The organism is Pseudomonas sp. QC2, from assembly GCF_002859085.1.
Lineage (GTDB): Bacteria > Pseudomonadota > Gammaproteobacteria > Pseudomonadales > Pseudomonadaceae > Aquipseudomonas > Aquipseudomonas petroselini.
Window position 1 is genome coordinate 190,009 of the sequence record NZ_PKKS01000003.1, and the last position, 20,934, is coordinate 210,942.

Below are 20,934 nucleotides of genomic sequence, written 5' to 3' on the forward strand. Positions count from 1 at the left end.
ACAACGTCATTAATTCGACGTTTCTGAGCGATGATTCCGGCCACGAAAAATCAGGAGATGCCTTTAGATTTATTTAACTGTTTGATAAATATTGAAAATAATTATTTTTTAAAAACCTCTATCCAACCTGACATCGGCCAGATATAGCCAATCTCCTACATCTCTTTAATCGTTTCAGCAATGAACCCTCAGCCAAGCCCGTTCCGTGCGTTTGGATGTCCGGGTTTAGGGTGACAGACAGCCCCGGGGCCCCATGCTCCAATCCGGCCCATTCGTCGTAATGGGCCTCCCTGCGCGGCCAGTGCCTGACCCCCATGAGAAGGATCTTATGAAGCATTCCTCCCGCCTGCCGGCCAGCTTCCCCCTTACCGCCGCCCAACAGGACATCTGGCTCGACCAACTGCGTGCAGGTGACTCACCGCTGTACAACATCGGCGGTTATGTGGACTTTGCCGGCGCCGTCGACCCGAACCTGATGCAGCGTGCCATCGAGCTGCTGGTGGCCAAGCACGATGCGTTGCGCACGCAATTGCACAGCGACGCCAACGGCCTGCCTCGGCAGACCTTCGCCGCCACGGTGGCCGTGGACCTGACGCTGCATGACGTGAGTGCAGCCTCCGACCCGCACGCCGCCTGCCACGCCCTGATGCAGGCGCAAATGGCCTTGCCGTACGCGCTGCAGGGCGCGCCACTGTTCCGCTTCTTGCTGGTCAAGCTGGATGCCGATCACTACCGCCTCGGCACCCAGGCCCACCATCTGATTCTCGACGGCTGGGGCTTCGGCCAAATGCTGCAATCCCTCGCGCGGCTGTACACCGCCCTGGCGCAAGGCCAACAGCCGGAGCCGCTGGCGCCGTCCTATATCGACTTTATCGAGGCGGACGAGCGCTACCGTGCCTCGGCCCGCTATGCCCGCGACCGCGCCTATTGGCTGGCCAAGTACCCAGTGCTGCCGGAACCGCTGCTGACCCCGCGGCACGCCGCCAAGGCGTCCAGCAACACCCTGGTGCAAGCGTTTCCGGCGGCCCTGCTCAACCGCATGGAGCAGGTGGCCAACCGTTACCAGGCGTCGGCATTTCATGTGCTGCTGGCGGCGATGTATGTGTATTTCACGCGCACCGCCCAGCGCCAGGAGTGGGTGGTGGGGCTGCCGATTCTCAACCGTTCCAATGCGCAGTTCCGTTCGACCGTCGGGCTGTTCACCCAGGTCAGCGCAGTACGGTTGCAGTTCGATGAGCAGTTGCCGTTCAGTGCCGTGGTGCGTGGCGTGCGCGACCAGCTCAAGCAGGATTTCCGCCACCAGCGTTTTCCCCTGAGTGAGATGAACCGTGAGTTGGGCGTGCGCCGCAGCGATCGCGGCCAGTTGTTCGACCTGTCGGTGTCTTACGAGCAGGACGACCATGCGCTGCGCTACGGCACCACCGAGGCGCGTGCGGTCAAAGTCTCCAACCACCATGAGCCGCTGCCGCTGGCGATCCACTTGCGCAGCAACCGCTACCAGGACACCGCGTGCCTGCATTGCGTGTACAACGAGGCGTACTTCGAGCACGACGAAGTGCTCGCCCTGGCGCAACGCTTTACCTGGCTGCTGGAGCAAGGGCTGGAAGACCCTGCGTTGAAGCTCAGTGATTTCTCGGTGGTGACGCCCGCCGAACAGGCCCGGTTGCACCAGTGGAACGCCACCGCCCAGCCCGGTACGCAGCCGCAGACCCTGCACGCGCGCATCGAAGGCCAGGCCGCGCGCACGCCGGACGCGGTGGCGGCGGTTTACCAGGGCCGGCAGCTGAGCTACGCCCAACTCAACCAGCAGGCCAACGCCCTGGCCCATCAACTGCTGGAGCGTGGCGTACAGCCGGACGACCGCGTGGTGATCCTGGCGCGGCGCGGGCTGGACACGCTGGTGGGGTTGCTGGCGATTCTCAAATCCGGCGCCTGCTACGTGCCGGTCGACCCGGCCCATCCGGCCGAACGCCTGAACTACTTGCTGCAAGACAGCGATCCGGTGGTGGTACTGACCCAGCATGACTTGCTGCACCGTCTGCCTGCGCTGGATGTGCCTGTGCTCCAACTGGACCGCCCGACCTTTCACTTGGGCACCAACCCCCGCGTAGCGGTCAGCCCCTCCCACCTTGCCTACGTGATCTACACCTCAGGCTCCACCGGCTTGCCCAAGGGCGTGATGGTCGAGCACCACACTGTCTCGAACCTGGTGGACTGGCATTGCCGGGCCTTTGACCTGCACGCCGGCAGCCACACCGCCAGTGTCGCCGGGTTTGGTTTTGATGCGATGGCCTGGGAAGTCTGGCCGGCACTGTGTGTGGGCGCCACGCTGCGCCTGCCGCCCGCCCATGACGGCGCCGAAGACATCGACGCGCTGCTCAGCTGGTGGCGCGCGCAGCCGCTGGACGTGTGCTTCCTGCCGACGCCTGTGGCCGAATACGCCTTCAGCCAGGGCCTGCAACACCCAACACTGCGCACCCTGCTGATCGGTGGCGACCGTCTGCGCGCTTTCCCCCAGGCGCAGTCCTTTGCCGTGATCAACAACTACGGCCCCACCGAAGCCACGGTGGTCGCCACCTCCGGCCGCATGGACGTGGGCAAGCCGCTGCATATCGGCGCGCCGATCGCGAATGCCACCGCGTACGTGCTCGACGAACAGCAACGCCCGGTGCCCATCGGCGTAGCAGGGGAGTTGTACGTAGGGGGCAAGGGTGTGGCGCGCGGCTACCTGAACCGCCCCGATCTCAGCGCCGAACGCTTTCTGGATGACCCGTTCACCCAGGGCCGGATGTACCGCACCGGTGACCTGGCGCGCTGGCTGCCGGACGGCAACCTGGAATACCTGGGGCGCAATGACGACCAGGTGAAAATCCGTGGCGTGCGCGTCGAGCTGGGCGAAATCGAATCCGCGCTGGCCGCCCACCCGCATATCCAAGCGGCCGTGGTGCAGTCGCGCGAAGGGCAATTGCTGGCCTGGTTCGTGCCGCGTGAAGCCGTGCCGATCGAGGCCTTACGCAGCCACCTGCAGGCGTCGCTGCCCGACTACATGTTACCGGCCGCCTACCAGCCAATGGACGCGTTGCCCCTGACCGCCAACGGCAAACTCGACCGCAAGGCGTTGCCGGCACCCAGCCAGGACGCCTTCGTCACACGCCGGTATGAAGCCCCGCACGCGGGCGTGGAAACCGTCTTGGCGCAGCTGTGGGCCGAGCTGTTGCACGTGCATCAGGTGGGCCGCCACGACCACTTTTTCGAACTCGGCGGGCATTCCTTACTGGCGGTGCAATTGGTGCAACGCATGCGCCAGGTCGGGCTGCGCGCCGATGTGCAGGTGTTGTTCGGCCAGCCGACCCTGGCGGCATTGGCGGCGGCCAGTGAATACAGCGAGGTGGATGAGGCGGACCTGGCCGAACCGGATCAGGCCAGCCTGGCGCTGATCGTCGCCGGCATCCCCGGTGGCGCGGCCAATGTGCAGGCGGTCTATCCGCTGGCGCCGTTGCAGGAAGGGTTGCTGTACCACCACCTCACCGATGAGCACGACCCCTACCAGCAGCAGGCGCTGTTCAGCTTTGCGCGACGTGAGCAATTGGACGCGTTTGCCCAGGCCTTGCAACAGGTGATCAACCGCCACGACATCCTGCGCACCAGCCTGGCGTGGGAAGCCCTGGAGCAACCGATGCAGGTGGTCTGGCGCCAGGCGCAGTTGCGCGTCGAACCGCTGCGCGAGGGGCATGAACCGCTGGATTTGCGCCAGGCGCCGCTGATGGCCCTGGACTATGCCGAAGAGCCGCAGCAGCAACGCTGGGTCGCGCGGCTGCGCTTCCATCACTTGGTCAACGATGCCACCTCGACCACGCTGTTGATGCAGGAAATCCGCGCCCACTTGCTCGGTCAACAGGCGCAACTGCCGGCGTCGGTGCCGTACCGCAATGTGGTGGTGCAAGCCCGTTCACCGGCGCGACAGGCAGGGCATGAAGCGTTTTTCCGTGAGCAGTTGGGGGATGTGGACGAGCCGACCCTGGCGTTCGGTCTACAGGCGCGCCAGGCGGATCGGGCGCAAACCGACGAAGCCGAACGCGCACTGGGCGAGCGTCTGCATCAGCGCGTGCGGGCACAGGCGCGTGGGCTGGGCGTGAGCGCCGCCAGCCTGTTCCATCTGGCTTGGGCCCAGGTGCTCAGCCGTGTCGCGGGCCGCGATGATGGGGTGTTCGGCACCGTGCTGCTCGGCCGTTTGCAGGCCGGTGAGGGCGCCGACCGCGCCTTGGGCATGTTCATCAACACCTTGCCGCTGCGGGTGCGCCTGGCCGGGCGGACGGTGGCCGATGCCCTCACGGACACCCACACCCAGCTCAGCGCCTTGCTCGCCCATGAACAAGCCTCCCTTGCACTGGCCCAACGCTGCAGCAGCGCGTCGCCGTTGTTCAACAGCCTGCTCAATTACCGGCACACCGACGCCGAGCGCGACCTGACCCTGGTGCCGGGCATCGCCTTGCTCAGCAGCGAAGACGTCCTCAGCTACCCGCTGATGCTGACCGTGGACGATACCGCCAGCGGCTTCCGAATCAAGGCCAAGGCCCCACGCACCGTGGGCGCCGGGCGCCTTTTGGATTACCTCGAAACCGTACTGGTCAACTTGGTGGACGCGTTGGAGCAGACGCCGCAAAGGCCATTGCGCGAGGTGCAGGTGCTGCCCGCCAGTGAGCTGAAAACCCTGCTGGTGGACTTCAACATGACGGCCACCGACTACCCCGACACCCTCACCGTGCAGGCGCTGTTCGAAGCCCATGCGCGGCAGATCCCCCACGCCGTGGCGGTGCAGGCCGGCACGTTGCAACTGACCTACCGCGAACTCAACGAACGCGCCAACCAGCTGGCCTTCCACTTGCGTGAACGTGGCGTTCAACCGGACTCTCGCGTGGCGCTGTGCGTCGAGCGCGGACTGGACCTGGTGGTGGGCCTGCTGGCCATCCTCAAGGCGGGCGGCGCCTATGTGCCGCTGGACCCCGGCTACCCGCGTGAGCGTCTGGCCTACATGCTTCACGACAGCCAACCGGTGGCGCTGCTGGTACACGCCGCGACGCGCGATTTGCCGGGCGAGGTGTCGATCCCGGTGATCGACTTCGATCACTGTGCCTGGCGCCAGGCGCCCATCGGCAACCCGCTGGTGCCGGGTTTGAGCGTCGCCAACCTGGCCTACGTCATGTACACCTCGGGCTCCACCGGCACGCCCAAAGGCGTGATGATCGAGCATCGCGGCCTCGGCAACCTGCTGCACTGGGGCTCGCAACTGTGCCCCAACGCTGAAGGCGGTGCGCTGTTGCAACGGGCGCCGTTCAGCTTCGACGGTTCGGTGTGGGAGCTGTTCTGGCCGCTCGCCAATGGTATGCGCCTGGTACTGGCACGCCCCGATGGGCATCGCGAGCCTGCCTACCTGGCGCAGGTGATTCGTGAGCAACAGATCACGGTGATCAAGTTCGTGCCGGCGATGTTGCAGCAGTTCCTTGAACTGGAAGAATCGGCCCTGTGCACCAGCCTCACCGACGTATTGTGTGGCGGCGGCGAGCTCACCGAAGCCCTGGCCCGTGGCGTGCAGGCGCGACTGCCCAAGGTGCGCCTGCATAACGTCTACGGCCCCACCGAGGCCACGGTCGACAGCAGCGCCTGGACGCTGGAACCGGGCGCACCGGTGCCCGCGCTGCAATTGCCGATCGGCCGGGCGATCAACAATACCCGCCTGTATGTGCTCGACGCGCAGGATTCGCCGGTGCCGATGGGCGTCAGCGGGCAGCTGCATATCGGTGGCGTCGGCGTGGCCCGTGGTTATCTGGGGCTTGAGCAGATGACCGCCGAGCGCTTTATCGACAGCCCGTTTGTGCAAGGGGATCGGCTGTACCGCACCGGCGACCTGGTGCGTTACCTGCCGGATGGCAATCTTGAGTTTCTCGGGCGCAATGACTTCCAGGTCAAACTGCGCGGCGTGCGCCTGGAACTGGGGGAAATCGAGTCACGGCTGGCGGCGCATCCGGCGTTGCGCGAAGTGGCGGTGTTGATTCGGGAAGAGCGGCTGGTGGCGTATTTCACTGTGCGTGCCGACGCGCCGAGCCTGGAAGCGTTGCGCGCTCATGTGCTGGAGCAATTGCCGGAGTACATGGTGCCGGCGGCGTTTGTGCGGCTTGATGAAATGCCCCTCAACCCTGCGGGCAAACTCGACCGCAAGGCATTGCCGGCGCCGGGGTTGGAGGCGGTGGTGAGCCGAGCGTATGCCGCACCGATCGGGGAAGTGGAGGCCGTGATGGCCGGGATCTGGGCGGAGGTCTTGAAGCTGGAGCGGGTAGGGCGGCATGACCATTTCTTTGAACTGGGCGGGCATTCGTTGCTGGCGGTGAACCTGGTGGCGCGAATGCGCAAGGCCGGGTTGGAGGTGGATGCGCGGAGCGTGTTCAGCCAGCCGACGTTGGCGCAACTGGCGGCGTGTACCTTGACGCAGGTAAAGCGTGTGGAGATCCCGCAAACCGCCATTCCTCAACTCAATCGCCGTCGCAGGATCTGAAGTGGCGGGCGGGCCCTGAAGGCGCTGGCTGAAGCATTCAATACACTGCGGGCAAGGGCCTTATAACTCGAATGTTTTCGGCTATGCGATTCAGCTATTGGATTGTTCATGAGGTAATGCCTTTAATTCGGGACCTAACTCATTGTTGTTCGGAATAAATCAGCGCCGTCTGGCGTTGTAATGAGTCATCGTTGCGCCTTAGAGATTAGCCATGAGCAACCCCGTTGCCCCCGAGCCTTTGATCCGTCTGGTTGGCCTGTGCAAGACGTATGGTGCCCAGCAGGCGCTGGATCAAGTCACCCTGGATATTTACCCGGGTGAGGGTGTGGCCTTGCTCGGTGCCACGGGAGCGGGCAAATCGACCTTGGTCAAGGTCCTCAGCGGCAGCCTGGCGCCGGATAGCGGCGAACTGTGGGTCGAGGGCCAGCGCCAACGCTTTACCTCGCCGTTGTCGGCACGCCGGCTCGGCATCGTCGCCGTGCATCAACGGCCCGACGATGCCATCGCCCCCGGCCTGAGCGTGGCCGAGAACCTGTTGCTCGATGAGCTGGGGCAGCCCGACGCGGATTTTCTGCTCAACCGCAAAAGCCTCCTGCAACGTGCCGAAGCCATCGCCGTCGGGCTGGGCCTGGACCTGCCGCTGCAACACCCGGTCGAACGCCTCGGCCAGGCGGACCGTCAACTGCTGGTACTGGCGCGTGCCTTTGCCCAGCAACCCAAACTGCTGATCCTCGACGAACCGACGGCGGCCTTGTCGGAAACCGACGCCGAACGCCTGCTCGGCCTGATCGACAGCCAGCGCGCACGCGGTGTGGCCATCCTCTACATCTCCCAGCGCTTGTCCGATCTGCAACGCGTCACCAACCGCGCGCTCGTGTTGCAAGCCGGACGCCTGACCGGCGACCTCAATACCCGGCACTTGCCGAGCGCGGCGTACACCCTGTTCGGGGAGGTGGCCGAGCATCCTGCGGTACGCCCTGACAAGGCCTTGCCGGTGCCGTTTCTGGAGCGGTTTACCCGCGCCGGGTTTATCCGCAACCGGGCGGAGGGGCGGGCGGTACAGGAGCACGTGGCCGGGTTGGGGGGTAGCCTGGGGCCTATCGGCACCGTGGACCCCGGCAAGGCTCGCAAGACCTGATCAGCGCGGCGATGGGATAAACGCCACGCTGCCTCCCTCGCGCTTCGCAAACCACCGCTCGCCGTTGTCCGGCTGGGTGGTAATCACGTGATGATTCGCACCCAGGTAGGCCAGTGGCGTTGGGTCGTCCTTGGAGAATTGCGCAACGATAATCGTGAGTTGCGGGTCGAAATCCTGGCCGCTGGTGTTGGCCAGCCAGGCCATGAACGCGGCGCTGTCGCCCTGGCGCGGGAAGTCCTGGGTTTCGGCTACGTAGTAGAAGGGTTTGCCGTGGTTTTGCAGGTACAGAGGGAGTTTGTTGTCGACTTCCACCAGCACCATCTGCCATTGGTTCCACGGTGCTGTTTGGGTCGCCTGGGTTTCCACGTCCTCGGCGAAACGCGTCACGCCGCCATTGCCGTTGGTCCAGGGATACAGCACCCCGAGCACCAGTAGCATCAGCACGGCGGCGCTTGCGAAACCTTTCTGCCAGCGCGGCCAACTCGCCGGGTTTTTCGCCAGCCGTTCACTCACCCACCAGGCCCCCAGCAACTGCGCGAACGGCACCAACGGCAGCACGTAGTAACTGCGTCGGCTCCCACTTGCGGTGAAGAACACGAACAGCAACCCCAGGCCCCACACCAGCCAACGTACGTTGGGCGGGGTCTGGCGCCAATGCCGCAGCGCCAGCCACAGGCCAAGCAGCCAGCACGGCACCCATGGCAGGGTGTAGGCGGGCAGGTAGATCAGGTACGTGTGGATCGGGCCCATGTGGTCGAACGGGTCGAAAAAGCGCACCACGTTTTCGCGGAACACCAGCGCCAGGCCACTTTCGCCGTAGCTGGGTGCGCCGTAGACATGGGACAGCACGAACGGCACGGCATACACCGCGCCCGCCATCAGCAGGGCGAGTGGCAGGCGCAGGTTGAGATGGCGTTTGTAGCGATGCTCACTGAGCAGGTGCGGCAGCAGCACCAGGCCGGGTAGCACAAAGCCGATCAAGCCCTTGAACAGGGAGGTCACCGCCAACAACAGAAAGAACACGGTGTAGCGCCCAAGCCGTGTGTCCTGCGGCCCGCGCCAATACCACCACACGGCCGCCAGTACGCCGCACACCGTGAGCACGTCCGCCGTGGCGACGCGCGCCCAGAACAGAAAGTAGAAGGTGGTGGCGAGCATCCAGCCGGCAATCAGCCCGGTGCCCTTGCGCAACAGTTGTTCGCCGATCAGGTAGATCAGCCACACGCTCAGCCAGGCGCCGATCACGGACGGCAAACGTAACGACCACGGGCCGAGGCCGCCCATCGCGTGGGCGGTCGCGGTGATCAGCCAGTAGGAAGGCAGGGGCTTGTCGTAATAGGGCACGCCTTTGAGATACGGGTCGAAGTAGTCGCCGCTTTGCAGCATCTGCAAGGCAATGTTGGCCCAGCGGGTTTCGGGGCCCCACAGGTCGCGTGCGCTGAGGCCGGCGAGCAGCAGCACGGCCGTGACACCCAGCAATACCACCAGGGCGCCGCGTTCGGTTTTCCAGAAGGCCGCCATCAGGGCGATTTCGCGTAGATGATCAGTTCGAGGGCGCCCTTGTAGTAGCGTTTGCCCCCCGGCGGCAGTTGCCCCGCCTCGCGCATCTCGCTGGTGCTTCTGACCCGCATCAGCACGCCCACCGAGCCGCGCTGGCGCGCGTCCTTGAGCCACGTCTGCACCTGTTCCAGTGCGACTTTGCGCTGCACCGAACCCGCGTACTGCAAGCCGTAGCGCAACTCGCCCTCGGTGTCATACAGCGCCACTGCCGGGCGTTGCAGGCGCCAGGCCAGGGCGCTGGCACTCTCCAGTTCGTTGCTCAGCAGTGCCTGGGTCTGTTGCAGCTCTTCCAGGTGCTCGAGCACAAACTGGTCGGGCATTTCGTTGTCGGCGATCCACGCCGGCATGCTCGCCGGCAACAGGATCACCAGCAGGCCGATGCCCAGCGTCGGCGTGGCCCATAGCGTCAACGGGCGGAACGCTTGCAGCAGGTTAGTGAGGATCCATGCCAGCAGCACGATAAAGGCCAGCGACAGGCTGAACATTTCGGCGTGGCTGTTGCTGTACAGCGGCCGGGCGATCTGCAGGTAGATCAGGCCGATCATGGCGACCATGCCGATCACGAAGTTGAGCAGGCCGTTGAGGCAGATTGTGCGGGCACGGCCGGTGCTGATCAGACCGACCAGGGTATGCCCCATCAACAATGCCAGGGGCAGCAGGCACGGCATGATGTAGGTCGGCAGCTTGCCGTTGCTCAGGCTGAAAAAACCCAGCGGCAGTAGCAGCCACAGGGCCAGGAAGGTAATTGCCGGCTGGCGTTTGTGCTGCCAGGTGGTGCGCAGGGTGGCGGGCAACAGCCCGGCCCAGGGCAGGCAAGACGCTGCGATGATCGGTAGGAAGAACCACCACGGCCGCACGTGTTGCGCGTTGTCGGCGCTGAAGCGGCGAATGTGTTCATTCCAGAAAAAGAAGCGCCAGAAGTCAGGTTCCTGATGATGGATCGCCAGCGCCCACGGCAGGCAGACCACTGCGGCGACTGCGATAGCCAGCGGGCCGTAGCGCAGCAATTCTCCCAGGCGCCGTTGCCAGAGCATGTAGGGCACGGCAATCAGCACCGGCAGCACCCAGGCCAGGAAACCTTTGGTCAGGAAACCCAGGGCGCAGGCCAGGCCCACCACGGCCCACGCCCCTAGACGGCGCCGCAGTGTGGTGCTGTCGAGGGCAAACCACAGGGCCACCAGGCTCAGGTTGACCCACAGGGTGAATTGCGGATCGAGGTTGGAATAACCCGCTTGCCCGGCCACCAGGCCGAAGCTCAGGTAGAGCAGGGCGCAGGCGAAGCTTTTACGTGGGTCATTCCACAGGCGACGGGCGATCAGGTAGGCCAGCAGCACACTTAAGCCGGTGGTCAAGGCCGAGGCAATGCGTACACCGAACAGGTTCTGGCCAAACACGGCCTGGCCGAGGGCGATCAACCAGTAGCCGCCGGCGGGCTTTTCGAAGTAGCGGATACCCATGAAATGTGGCGTGACCCAATTGCCGCTCAGGAGCATTTCCTGGCTGATCTGGGCGTAGCGGGTCTCGTCGGGGATCCACAAACCGTGCAGGCCCAGCGGCAATAGGTAAAACGCGACAAAGGCCAGCAACAATATCGGCAGCGGTTTTAATCGGGTCATGAAAACGTCGCTCCCTGACGTTTAGTGATGGATGTTTGAAGTAATGAAGTAGCGGAGACAGTCACGACGTTCACTGAATTACACAAAATATTCATGAGGTCCTTAATTAAAAGGCGCAACTAAACATGCCAGAACCGGGCTGTCTTTTTGCTGAACAGGCAGGAGGGGAAGTTATTAAAGTTGTTTCAGTGCGGCGGGCCAGTCCGGGTTATTGACGATACCCAATGTCTTGAACTTGCCGTTGGGCAATACCTGCACGAACAGGGCGCTGCCGTACTGGGGGAATGTGGCGTGGGGGAAACCCAGGGTGCTTTCGAAGTCGGCAATGCAGCCGCTGTGGGTGACGAATACCAGGTTGCGCCCCGGGGTTTTGTGGCTGAGCAGTTCTTCGCCCATGGCCGCGCCGCAGACGGCTTGCTGGCCGGAGGTCAACTCGTTTTTGCCGAACATGAAGCGCAAGGTCTGGGCGGTGCGGATGGTCGGGCTGGCAAGCGCGTCACTGCCTTCCATGCCCAATGATTTAAAGGCTTTGCCCAGGTTTTCGGCGTGCTGGCTGCCAGTGATTGTCAGGCCTTCGACAGGCCCCAGGCAGGGGTTGGTGGAGCGGTCGCAGCGTTCTTCGTGACGCACCAGCACGATCAGGTCGCCATCACGCCAAAGGGGCAGTACATGGGAGTTCAACAGGCGGTTGCCGACGCCCAGGTCGCGTGGCGAGGCGTGCCAGAACAGGCTGCCGGCGAGCAGCAGGCCGACCACGAAAAGCCCCAGCCACAGCGGTTGCAAGCGCTTGAAAAACGCTCGCCGCGAGCGTGGTTTGGTCAGGGTAAGGTCAACCACTTCTTTCACCATGGGCACTGTTGGCAGCGTTGTAATTAGTTAGGCGCAACGTGTGGGCGAATGCCTCAGTGACGCAGGAGGCTGTCACAGGGCGGCTGTCTTTTCGCTGAACATGTTGCGGTTAAAAGTTGTCAGGCAGGGCAACTAACAAGTTGCCGACGAATGACCGATGGCCGGTAATCTAAACAGCCATGGGTGGGCAGTCGGTGAAATCCATGTGAAAAATTTGCATGGCCTTGGGCGGCAGCCGTTATTCTCGATGGCCACCCATCAAACGAGAGTTGTCATGTTGCAGGTGCACGCCGTGTTTAAAAGCTATGTCACTCCGCAAGGGCCGCTGGCGGTGTTGGCCGGTGTGGACCTGCACTTGGCCGAGCGCAGCAGCCTGGCGTTGATGGGCGAGTCGGGCAGCGGCAAGAGCACCCTGTTGCACCTGGTGGCCGGGCTCGACCGGCTGGACGGCGGTAGCATCCAAGTGGGCGAGCAACGCCTCGACCAGCTCAGCGAAGCGCAATTGGCCCATTGGCGGCGCACCGAAATTGGCCTGGTGTTCCAGCAGTTCAACCTGATCGGCAGTTTGCGGGTCGAGGACAACCTGGCGTTCCAGGCGCGGTTGTCGGGGCGGTTTGACCCGCAGTGGCAAGCGCAATTGGTTGAACGCCTGGGCCTGGGCGATCTGCTCAAGCGTTACCCGGAACAACTCTCCGGGGGCCAGCAGCAACGGGTCGCGGTCGGGCGCGCATTAGCTTCAAAACCGGGCCTGTTGTTGGCCGACGAACCCACCGGCAACCTTGACGAAGCCACCAGTGACGAAGTCTTGCAACTGCTGCTGGACCTGCTGCGCGACAGCCCCACCAGCCTGTTGATGGTCACTCACAGCCCGCGCATTGCCGCACGGCTGGACCGGCAGGTGGTGCTGCAGCGTGGGCGTGTCGTCCCTGCAGGCGCCGCTTGAGATGGCGGTGTTTTACTGGACATTACGCGCGCTGCTCAGCCACTGGCGACGGCATCCCGTGCAATTTTTCAGCGTGCTCACCGGCCTGTGGCTGGCCACGGCGCTGCTGATTGGCGTGCAGGCACTCAACGGCCAGGCGCGCGACAGCTACGCCCGCGCCAGCCAGTTGATCGGCGGTGAACCCCAGGCCAGTCTCAATGCGCCGGACGACGCGAGTTTCCCCCAAGCCGTGTTTGCCCAATTGCGCCGTGCCGGCTGGCCGGTGTCGCCGGTGGTGCAGGGGCGGGTGCAGCTCCAGGGGCATGAGGCAGTACGCTTGCAATTGATGGGCATCGACCCGGTGTCGTTGCCCGGTAGTGGCGCGGTGGCGGGGCAGCGTTTGAGCCAGGCGCAGATGCTGGCGTTCTTTTCGCCGCCGGGGCGCACCTGGATCGCGCCGCAGACCTTGCAGGCCTTGGGGCTGCGCGCAGGGCAGCGGCCGACCACGCTGAATGGGCACACCTTGCCGCCGCTGCAAGCCCAGGCGGATATGGCGCCCGGCCTGTTGCTCACCGATATCGGGTTTGCCCAAGCCGTGCTGGAGATGCCCGAGCGCCTGTCGCGCCTGTTGGTGGACAAAGCCTTCGCCGCCGGTCATCCCACGCCGCCCGCCGGGTTGCAGCTTAAGCAGGGCGAGGACAATAACCTCGCGCGTCTCACCGAGAGCTTTCACCTGAACCTCGACGCGCTGGGCTTTCTGTCCTTTGTGGTGGGGCTGTTTATCGTGCACGCGGCCATCGGCCTGGCCCTGGAGCAACGGCGCGGGTTGCTGCGTACGTTGCGGGCCTGCGGGGTCAGCGTGCGGATGTTGATTGTCAGCCTGAGTGTGGAACTGGGCGTGCTCTCGTTGTTGGGGGGCGTGCTCGGTGTCGCCAGCGGTTACCTGTTGGCCAGCCTGTTGCTGCCGGATGTGGCCGCCAGCCTGCGCGGGTTGTATGGCGCCGAGGTGCCGGGGCAGTTGAGCCTGAGCCCGTGGTGGTGGGTGGCGGGACTTGGCTTGAGCTTGCTCGGTGCCTTGCTCGCCGGTGCCGGCAGCCTCTGGCGGGCGGCGCGCCTGCCACTGCTGGCGCTGGCCAATGCCCAGGCCTGGCATGAGGCTCATGGGCGCTGGTTGCGCCGTCAAGGTTGGGTGGCCGGTGCCGCGTTGCTGGTTGCGGTTCTGGCGCTGTGGTTGGGCAACAGCCTGGCCGCCGGTTTTGTGCTGATGGCCGCGCTGTTGCTCGGTGCCGCCCTCGGTTTACCCGTGGTGCTCAATGGCCTGCTCAAGGCCGTGCTGGGGCGCAGCCGTTCGGTGCTCGGCCAATGGTTTCTCGCGGACTGCCGCCAGCAATTGCCGGCCTTGAGCCTGGCGCTGATGGCGCTGCTATTGGCCTTGGCCGCAAATATCGGCGCGGGCTCCATGACCTCCGGCTTTCGGCACACCTTCAATAACTGGCTGGAACAACGCCTCACGGCCGAGCTGTACCTCAACCCGCAAAACCCGGCCCAGGCGCAGCAACTCAGCACTTGGCTGGCCCGGCAACCGTTGGTGCAAACCGTGCTGCCCACCTGGCAGGTCGCCGTGCAATTGCAGGGCTGGCCGGCGGACCTGTTTGGCGTGATCGACGACCCGACCTATCGTCAGCACTGGCCGCTGCTGGACGCAGCGAGCGAGCCGTGGGACCAGTTGCAACAAGGCGACACCCTGATGCTCAGCGAGCAACTGGCGCGCCGGCTCGACGTGAGGCTGGGCGATAGCGTGAGCATTCCCACGCCACACGGTGAGTGGGCGCCGACAGTGGTCGGGATCTACGCCGACTACGGCAACCCCAAGGGCCATGTGCTGGTCAATGCCCAGCACCTGCTGGCCCACTGGCCGACGCTGTCACCGGCCCGTTTCAACCTGCGGGTAGCGCCGGCGGATGTGGCGCCGTTGGTGCGCGAGGTGCAATGCGCCTTTGCCCTGGAAGACAGCCGTATCGTCGATCAACAACAACTCAAAGGCTGGTCGAGCCAGGTGTTCGAACGCACCTTTGCCGCCACGGCCGCGCTGAATAGCCTGACGCTGGGCGTGGCCGGTGTCGCGCTGTTTATCAGCCTGTTGACCCAAAGCCAGAGCCGCCTTGGGCAACTGGCGCCGCTGTGGGCACTGGGCGTCACGCGTCGGCAATTGATGCTGCTTAACCTGGGCCAGACCTGGCTGCTGGCGGTGCTTACACTGGTGCTGGCGTTGCCGCTTGGGCTGCTGCTGGCCTGGTGCCTGGATGCGGTGATCAATGTGCAGGCGTTTGGTTGGCGCCTGCCGTTGCAGGTGTTCCCGTGGCAGCTCGCGCAGTTGCTCGGGTTGGCGATGCTGGCGACCTTGCTGGCTTCGGCTTGGCCCCTGTGGCAGTTGTATCGCAGCCGTCCTGCGGACTTGTTGAGGACGTTTGCCCATGAAGATTAAGGGCCTGCTGCTGTGTGTGTGCTTGTTACTGGCCGCTTGCGACAAAGTCCCCGCGCCGCAGGAGAGCTTCGCCGGTCTGGGCAGTGACGCGGCCGACTTTGCCCAAGTGCTGCCTGGCAAGGTGTTCAGTTTCCCTGAGGATCATGGCCCCCATGAGGGTTTTCGTATCGAGTGGTGGTACGTCACCGCCAACCTCAAGGACGCGCAGGGCAATGTATTCGGCGTGCAATGGACGCTGTTTCGCAACGCCCTCAAGGCGGGGCCGACGCAAGCGGGCTGGCACGACTCGACCCTTTGGCTTGGCCATGCGGCCGTCACCTCCGCCACCCACCACTACGCCGCCGAACGTTACGCGCGCGGTGGCGTCGGCCAAGCCGGTGCCGAGGCGGTGCCGTTCAACGCCTGGATCGACGACTGGAATTTCGCCACCCGCGCCGGTGCCACCAGCCCCTTGGCGGACATGCAACTCAAGGCCAGCGGCGCGCAGTTCGCCTACGACTTGCACCTGACGTCCAGCCGCCCAGTGGTGCTGCAGGGCGACAACGGCTACAGCCGCAAATCCGACCAGGGTCAGGCGTCCTATTACTACAGCCAGCCCTTTTTCAACGCCAGCGGCAGCGTCAGCATTGACGGCAAGGTGTATCAAGTCACCGGCCCGGCCTGGCTCGACCGCGAGTGGAGCAGCCAACCCCTGACCGCCAGCCAGACCGGTTGGGACTGGTTCTCCCTGCACTTGGACCGTGGCGAGCAGTTGATGCTGTTCCGAGTGCGGCAAACCGACGGCGCGTCTTACCTGACCGGCACCTGGATTGATCGCGAGGGCCAGACACAAACGTTGCACAACGCGGATATCCAGCTGACACCCCTGGAAACCACCACCATTGACGGGCGCAAGATGCCTACACGCTGGTCGCTGAAAATTCCCGGCAAACAGCTGGACATCACCCCCCAGGCGGTCAACCCGAACGCCTGGATGAACCTGAGTATTCCGTACTGGGAAGGGCCGGTGCGGTTTGAGGGGGGAGTGGGGTACCTCGAGATGACCGGGTATTAGTTCGGAAAATTTCCTGTAAAAATACTGGACATGCATACAGTGATTGGCTAGATTCCATCCCAGGTGACCGGATGTCACCTGAGCTTCACTTTTTAACTATGGATGGATAAAAAATGAAATCGAAAAAAGCCTTTATGCTGGGCGCGGCCATGGCGGCCTCCTGCTTCGTTTCGGCCTTTGCCCTGGCCGAGCAATACTCTCACCTGGCTGCGCAAGCCGTTAAACCTGACATCAAGCAAAGCCTGAAAGCCGCTGGCAAAGTCCCGGCCACCAAGGCGTCGGCGGCGCTGAAAAAGCAACTGAACGCAGGCGCCCAACTGAAAAAGCCAGTGTTCGCCGCGAAGGCCAAGGCCGACTCGGTGGTGGAAGACCACAGCGCACCTGCCCCGGTAACCCAAGTCAAGAAAGCCGGCGCTCAGCCAGCCACTGCCGTGCAAGCGGCGCTGGTCCAAGGCTGTGAAACCACGCTGGACGTGAATGAGTTGTACACGGTCAATGGTGTGCAAACCGGTGACCTGCTGTGCTACCACTTCAACCTGCCGCAGACGGCCCGGATCAATGCGCTGCTGGTCGGCCAGACGGCCGGTACCGACATGTCCTTGACCCTGTTCCAGGACGATGGCCAAGGCAATCCGATCCCGCTGGGCACTTCCAATAACCCCGGTACCGGTGACGAAAGCCTCAGCGGCGTATTGCCGGCGGGTGACTACTACTGGTTCATGGAGGCCAATGCGGCGGTCTCGGGTTCGAGCTTCCAGTTCGGTGTGGCGGTCAATGCCAATATCGATGCCTTCGAACCGAATGACACGCCGGACACGGCCTTCCAACTGCCGGACACCCTGAACTACATCAGCGGCAACGCCGACAGCCTCGATGATGTCGATTACTTCGACTTCACCGCCGTGCGTGGCCAGAGCGTGGGCATTGCCCTGTCGGCCGATGCCGTCAGCGGCAGCACCCGTGGCAAATGGATCCTTGAGCGCTTCGATGGCAGCCAGTGGGTCACCGTAGGTGCCAATATCGTCTCGACGTCGATCCCGAGTCCGGGTGTGGGCGGTGTGGTCAAGGTGCGGGTGCGCCCGAACCAGCACCCGAACGAGCCGTGGAGCGCGACGGGCAAATACACCCTGTCCTTTGGTTCCAACCCACGTGTCGACAACCCGGATATGAAAGGCGAGGCCAACGTGTTGCGCATCCCGTATTCCGCGTCTGATGTGGGCTACGGCTACATGACCACCCAGGCTTATCGAAACCTGACCTGGAAAATGAACCTGTCCGACAGCACCGGCGCGCCACTGGTGGGGCTGCACCCGATTGTTTATCTCGACCAGCACATCAACCCGGACACCGGCAATATCGTCTACAAGGCGTATTCGGCGGCGACCGACAGCTCCGGCCAAGCCGGTGGCACGATCAACGTGGGCACGTGCTTCGGTGACTTCCAGACCACCTTTGTCGATTACTCCCAGGGCTACAACAACACCTGGCGTACCGACTTCAACTATGGCGTGTGGCGCATGGAGGTGCTGGAGTATCCAGGCATTGGCGTCGGCGGTGAAAACACCGAGTTCGTCAGCTTTGGTCACCTGTGCAACCAAACCCTGCTCAGCAGCACCAAGAGCTAAACGCGTGTAACCGCAAGCAATGAGGGCATACAGGCCGAGCGCCTGTGTGCCCTTTTTGCGTCAGGGCGCCAACGCCAGCGCCAACGGCACGCGCGCCATGCTCGTGCTTTTCAACGAACCCAGGTACAACCAGTTGCCATACTCCCGGGCCGTGGTGATGGGCGAGTAATTCCCCGCGCTGCCGTCCTGCAAATTGGCGATGACCTTGCCCTCGGTATCCAGCCCCAGCACAAAGGCTTTGCGCTCGATCGGCTTGGGCACCACCATCAGCGCGCGCACCATCACCTTGCGCAGCAGCGGGTAGCCGGCAAAGCTGTCCAGCAGTGGATTGCGCGGTGAGTAGAGCGCCACCCAGAAGCGGTCCTGGCCGTTGAAGCTGAGGTTGTCCGGCAGGCCGGGCAGGTTGTCGATGAACAAGTCATGAGTGCCCGCGCGCTCACCTTTGAGCCAGTAACGGCTGATGCGATAGGCGCCGGTTTCATTCACCAGCACGTAGTTTTCATCGGGGCCCAGGGCTACGCCGTTGGCGAATTGCAGCTGGTCCAGCAGTACCTCGGTGGTGCCTTTGCTGAAGTCATAGCGCAGCAGTCGGCCATCACCACCATGCTCGATCACCGCTTCACCGTCTTGCCCATAACCCCAGCGGCTCGATGCATCGCTGAAGTAGGCGTAACGCCCGCTGGCGTCCACGGTGACGTCATTGGCGAACCCCAAGGGAAGGTCATGGGCGCCGGTGCTCAGGGTGGTCAGTTGGCGATTCTTAGCCAGTGCGAGCAGGCCCTTGATCCCATCGGCAATGATCAAGCGCCCGTCCGGGTGCAGCGCCATGCCCAGGGGGCGTCCGCCGGTGTTGGCCAGCACTTCCAGGCTACGGCTGTCGGGCGAGGTGCGGATGATGCGACCGTCATGCAAGCCGCTGATCAGATAGCCCTGGGCGTCCAACAGCAAGGCCTCTGGCCCGGCGATGTCTTGGGCGCCGATTTTCTGCACGCCCTTGAGGCGCTGGTTTTCGGCGTAAGGGCCGTCTTTCATCGACGGCGCTTTGGGCGGTACCCAATTCACCGGTTGTACTTTGGTCGGCATCAGCAGCAAAAAGGCGATCACCACCAGAAACAACACAAACAGCCAATGACGCAGTTTTTTTGCACGGGTACTCATGACGGTTCCTGCTTGTCGTGGGCGCTCGGCTCCCAGTGCAGGGTGCCGAACAGGTAATCCATCAGGGGGAGGACAATATTGAAGTTACGCCCCTGCATCAGCTCACGACGGTGATGCAGGGCGTGCAAGCGGTGCATCTGGCGCAGCCACGGCAGGCGCGCCACCGGGTGGCCGACAGGCAAGTGCTCGCAGGCGTGAAACAATTCGTAGAGCAAATACCCGAGGATCATGCACCCGGCGAACAGCCCGGCGACGTTGGGGCTCCATTGCTTGAGCAACCACCAGGCGGGCAGGGTGATAGCCAGGCTGTGCAGCACGATCAGCCAGGCTGGAAACAGGATCACCCGCCAATCCCGAGGGCTGTCGTAGGTCATATGGCCGGGGGTGAAGAAGCTGTGATGGTCGCCGGTGTGGCGCGCATAAAACAGCCGGGCCAACCCATGTTTATGGTGGCCGAGGTGGCGGTGGACCAGGTAGATGCAGAGGTTGAAGAACACCAGGGTCGCGGGCACGCTCAGCCATTGCAGTGCGGTAATTTGATGCGTCGATGACCAGGCCAGGGTGATGCAGACGATGCCGTAGCCGAACACAAAACTGGCGTGAAGCCAGGGGTTGTAGTGTGGCGCGACGCTGGCGCGGTAGCGGGCGCGAAAGGTCTCGGTGGGGTGGGACATGGCGGGCAGCTCGGATTTTTTTGTTGGAGGCTGAGCTTAGTTGGTGGTGGGGAATGTGCGAGTTTTAACGCGCCAATGTGGGCTTGCTGTGGCGAGGGCGCTTGCTCCCGCTGGGGTGCGGAGCGCCGCCAAAAAGCCGACTCCAGCTGCGCTGTCGAACGGGAGCAAGCGCCCTCGCCACAGCAAGCCCCCTCCCACATTTTGACGGCAGTCGACCAGCGGCCCCTTGCGCCTGCCGAATTTACTTGCTAGCTTCTCGCAAAATGTTAACGATAACATTTGCTCTAAAAATAAAAACAAAACAGAGAACCACGCCATGAAAATGCTCCCGAAAACCCTGTGTTTATTGGCTGTAAGCATCACCCTCGGCACCGCTGCCCCTGTTTTTGCCGACGCTGCAAAACCCATCCGCATCGGCGCGTCCTTCCAGGAAATCAACAACCCTTATTTCGTCACCATGAAAAACGCCCTGGAAGAAGCCGGGGCGACCATCGGCGCGAAATTGATCATCACCGACGCCCGTCACGATGTGTCCAAGCAGGTCAGTGACGTCGAAGACATGCTGCAAAAAGGCATCGATATCCTGCTGATCAACCCCACCGACTCGGTGGGCGTGCAATCGGCGGTCAAATCCGCCCACGCCGCCGGTGTCGTGGTCGTCGCGGTGGACGCCCAGGCGGACGGCCCGCTGGATTCCTTCGTCGGCTCGAAGAACTTCGACGCCGGTTTCCAGGCCTGCGAGTACCTGGCCAAGCACATCGGCGACAAAGGCAATATCGCCATCCTCGACGGCATTGCCGTGGTGCCGATCCTGGAACGCGTACGCGGCTGCAAAGAGGCCGTGGCGAAGCACCCGGACATCAAGATTGTCAGCATCCAGAATGGCAAGCAGGAACGTGACCAGGCGCTGACCGTCACCGAGAACATGTTGCAGGCCCAGCCCACCCTCAAGGGCATTTTCAGCGTGAATGACAACGGCTCGCTCGGTGCGCTCTCGGCCATCGAAGCCAGCGGCCTGGACGTGAAGCTGGTCAGCGTCGATGGCGCGCCGGAAGCGATCAAGGCGATCCAGAAGCCCGGCAGCAAATTCATCGCCACCTCGGCCCAATACCCGCGTGACCAGATTCGCCTTGCGCTGGGTATCGCCCTGGCCAAGAAGTGGGGCTCGCAAGTGCCCGCCACGATCCCGGTGGACATCACCCTGATCGACCAGGCCAAGGCCAAGGATTTCAGCTGGTAAATCACCCAGGCCCCACGTAACCCGTGGGGCTTGAGGTCTCCTTCTGAATACGAGGTCGGCGGT

At 63.4% G+C, this 20,934-nt stretch carries 12 protein-coding genes; 7 read left to right on the top strand and 5 right to left on the bottom strand.

Going from position 1 to position 20,934, the window contains the following annotated elements; translation table 11 throughout:
* Nucleotides 1-328: 328 nt before the first annotated feature.
* Both QCBJ_RS02420 and QCBJ_RS02425 read left to right on the top strand, forming a co-directional pair.
* Nucleotides 329-6,550, top strand: coding sequence for a non-ribosomal peptide synthetase (locus QCBJ_RS02420; protein WP_102060060.1), 6,222 nt, complete (start codon nt 329-331; stop codon nt 6,548-6,550).
* Between the two features lie 211 nt (nt 6,551-6,761).
* Nucleotides 6,762-7,688 carry an ATP-binding cassette domain-containing protein gene (locus QCBJ_RS02425; RefSeq protein WP_102060061.1) on the top strand — a complete coding sequence of 309 codons (927 nt, stop codon included), beginning with the start codon at nt 6,762-6,764 and terminating at the stop codon, nt 7,686-7,688.
* On the opposite strand, the gene QCBJ_RS02430 is transcribed toward QCBJ_RS02425, so the two are convergent.
* The 3 genes from QCBJ_RS02430 to QCBJ_RS02440 all read right to left on the bottom strand — a co-directional run bounded on the left by QCBJ_RS02430 (nt 7,689) and on the right by QCBJ_RS02440 (nt 11,713).
* On the bottom strand, nt 7,689-9,209 hold the full coding sequence (locus QCBJ_RS02430) for a glycosyltransferase family 39 protein (RefSeq protein WP_102060062.1): 1,521 nt from the start codon (nt 9,207-9,209) through the stop codon (nt 7,689-7,691).
* The gene (gene arnT / locus QCBJ_RS02435; protein WP_102060063.1) at nt 9,209-10,864 is read right to left on the bottom strand and encodes a lipid IV(A) 4-amino-4-deoxy-L-arabinosyltransferase; all 1,656 of its coding nucleotides are present in this window, start codon (nt 10,862-10,864) and stop codon (nt 9,209-9,211) included. Before arnT ends, QCBJ_RS02430 begins: the two co-directional genes overlap by 1 nt.
* Nucleotides 10,865-11,038: 174 nt before the next feature.
* Nucleotides 11,039-11,713, bottom strand: a complete 675-nt coding sequence (locus QCBJ_RS02440; protein WP_102060064.1) for a histidine phosphatase family protein — start codon at nt 11,711-11,713, stop codon at nt 11,039-11,041.
* A gap of 274 nt (nt 11,714-11,987) precedes the next feature.
* Between QCBJ_RS02440 and QCBJ_RS02445 the strand changes: the two genes are divergently transcribed.
* The 4 genes from QCBJ_RS02445 to QCBJ_RS02460 all read left to right on the top strand — a co-directional run bounded on the left by QCBJ_RS02445 (nt 11,988) and on the right by QCBJ_RS02460 (nt 17,799).
* Nucleotides 11,988-12,656 (top strand): ABC transporter ATP-binding protein, encoded by a 669-nt coding sequence (locus QCBJ_RS02445; protein ID WP_102060065.1) that lies wholly within the window; start codon nt 11,988-11,990, stop codon nt 12,654-12,656.
* 1 nt (nt 12,657) lies between these two features.
* The gene (locus tag QCBJ_RS02450; protein WP_102060066.1) at nt 12,658-15,120 is read left to right on the top strand and encodes an FtsX-like permease family protein; all 2,463 of its coding nucleotides are present in this window, start codon (nt 12,658-12,660) and stop codon (nt 15,118-15,120) included.
* Nucleotides 15,110-16,174 carry a lipocalin-like domain-containing protein gene (locus QCBJ_RS02455; protein WP_102060067.1) on the top strand — a complete coding sequence of 355 codons (1,065 nt, stop codon included), beginning with the start codon at nt 15,110-15,112 and terminating at the stop codon, nt 16,172-16,174. Before QCBJ_RS02450 ends, QCBJ_RS02455 begins: the two co-directional genes overlap by 11 nt.
* 113 nt (nt 16,175-16,287) lie before the next feature.
* Complete coding sequence (locus QCBJ_RS02460; protein ID WP_102060068.1) at nt 16,288-17,799, top strand: hypothetical protein; 1,512 nt, start codon at nt 16,288-16,290, stop codon at nt 17,797-17,799.
* Nucleotides 17,800-17,859: 60 nt separating this feature from the next.
* On the opposite strand, the gene QCBJ_RS02465 is transcribed toward QCBJ_RS02460, so the two are convergent.
* Both QCBJ_RS02465 and QCBJ_RS02470 read right to left on the bottom strand, forming a co-directional pair.
* A complete protein-coding gene (locus QCBJ_RS02465; RefSeq protein ID WP_102060069.1) occupies nt 17,860-18,957 on the bottom strand; it encodes an SMP-30/gluconolactonase/LRE family protein in 1,098 nt (365 codons plus the stop codon).
* Nucleotides 18,954-19,631 carry a sterol desaturase family protein gene (locus tag QCBJ_RS02470; RefSeq protein ID WP_102060070.1) on the bottom strand — a complete coding sequence of 226 codons (678 nt, stop codon included), beginning with the start codon at nt 19,629-19,631 and terminating at the stop codon, nt 18,954-18,956. The genes QCBJ_RS02465 and QCBJ_RS02470 overlap by 4 nt, the downstream gene beginning before the upstream one ends.
* A gap of 316 nt (nt 19,632-19,947) precedes the next feature.
* Here QCBJ_RS02470 and QCBJ_RS02475 point away from each other — a divergent pair, with 316 nt between their 5' ends.
* Nucleotides 19,948-20,871 (top strand): substrate-binding domain-containing protein, encoded by a 924-nt coding sequence (locus tag QCBJ_RS02475; RefSeq protein ID WP_015884789.1) that lies wholly within the window; start codon nt 19,948-19,950, stop codon nt 20,869-20,871.
* The last annotated feature ends 63 nt before the right edge of the window (nt 20,872-20,934 follow it).

Bases quoted from the DNA above. Each gene is read 5' to 3' on its own strand.
- arnT (WP_102060063.1), bottom strand. From the start codon at position 10,864: ATGACCCGATTAAAACCGCTGCCGATATTGTTGCTGGCCTTTGTCGCG.
- QCBJ_RS02470 (WP_102060070.1), bottom strand. From the start codon at position 19,631: ATGTCCCACCCCACCGAGACCTTTCGCGCCCGCTACCGCGCCAGCGTC.
- QCBJ_RS02445 (WP_102060065.1), top strand. From the start codon at position 11,988: ATGTTGCAGGTGCACGCCGTGTTTAAAAGCTATGTCACTCCGCAAGGG.
- QCBJ_RS02425 (WP_102060061.1), top strand. From the start codon at position 6,762: ATGAGCAACCCCGTTGCCCCCGAGCCTTTGATCCGTCTGGTTGGCCTG.
- QCBJ_RS02455 (WP_102060067.1), top strand. From the start codon at position 15,110: ATGAAGATTAAGGGCCTGCTGCTGTGTGTGTGCTTGTTACTGGCCGCT.
- QCBJ_RS02420 (WP_102060060.1), top strand. From the start codon at position 329: ATGAAGCATTCCTCCCGCCTGCCGGCCAGCTTCCCCCTTACCGCCGCC.
- QCBJ_RS02465 (WP_102060069.1), bottom strand. From the start codon at position 18,957: ATGAGTACCCGTGCAAAAAAACTGCGTCATTGGCTGTTTGTGTTGTTT.
- QCBJ_RS02450 (WP_102060066.1), top strand. From the start codon at position 12,658: ATGGCGGTGTTTTACTGGACATTACGCGCGCTGCTCAGCCACTGGCGA.
- QCBJ_RS02440 (WP_102060064.1), bottom strand. From the start codon at position 11,713: ATGGTGAAAGAAGTGGTTGACCTTACCCTGACCAAACCACGCTCGCGG.
- QCBJ_RS02430 (WP_102060062.1), bottom strand. From the start codon at position 9,209: ATGGCGGCCTTCTGGAAAACCGAACGCGGCGCCCTGGTGGTATTGCTG.
- QCBJ_RS02460 (WP_102060068.1), top strand. From the start codon at position 16,288: ATGAAATCGAAAAAAGCCTTTATGCTGGGCGCGGCCATGGCGGCCTCC.
- QCBJ_RS02475 (WP_015884789.1), top strand. From the start codon at position 19,948: ATGAAAATGCTCCCGAAAACCCTGTGTTTATTGGCTGTAAGCATCACC.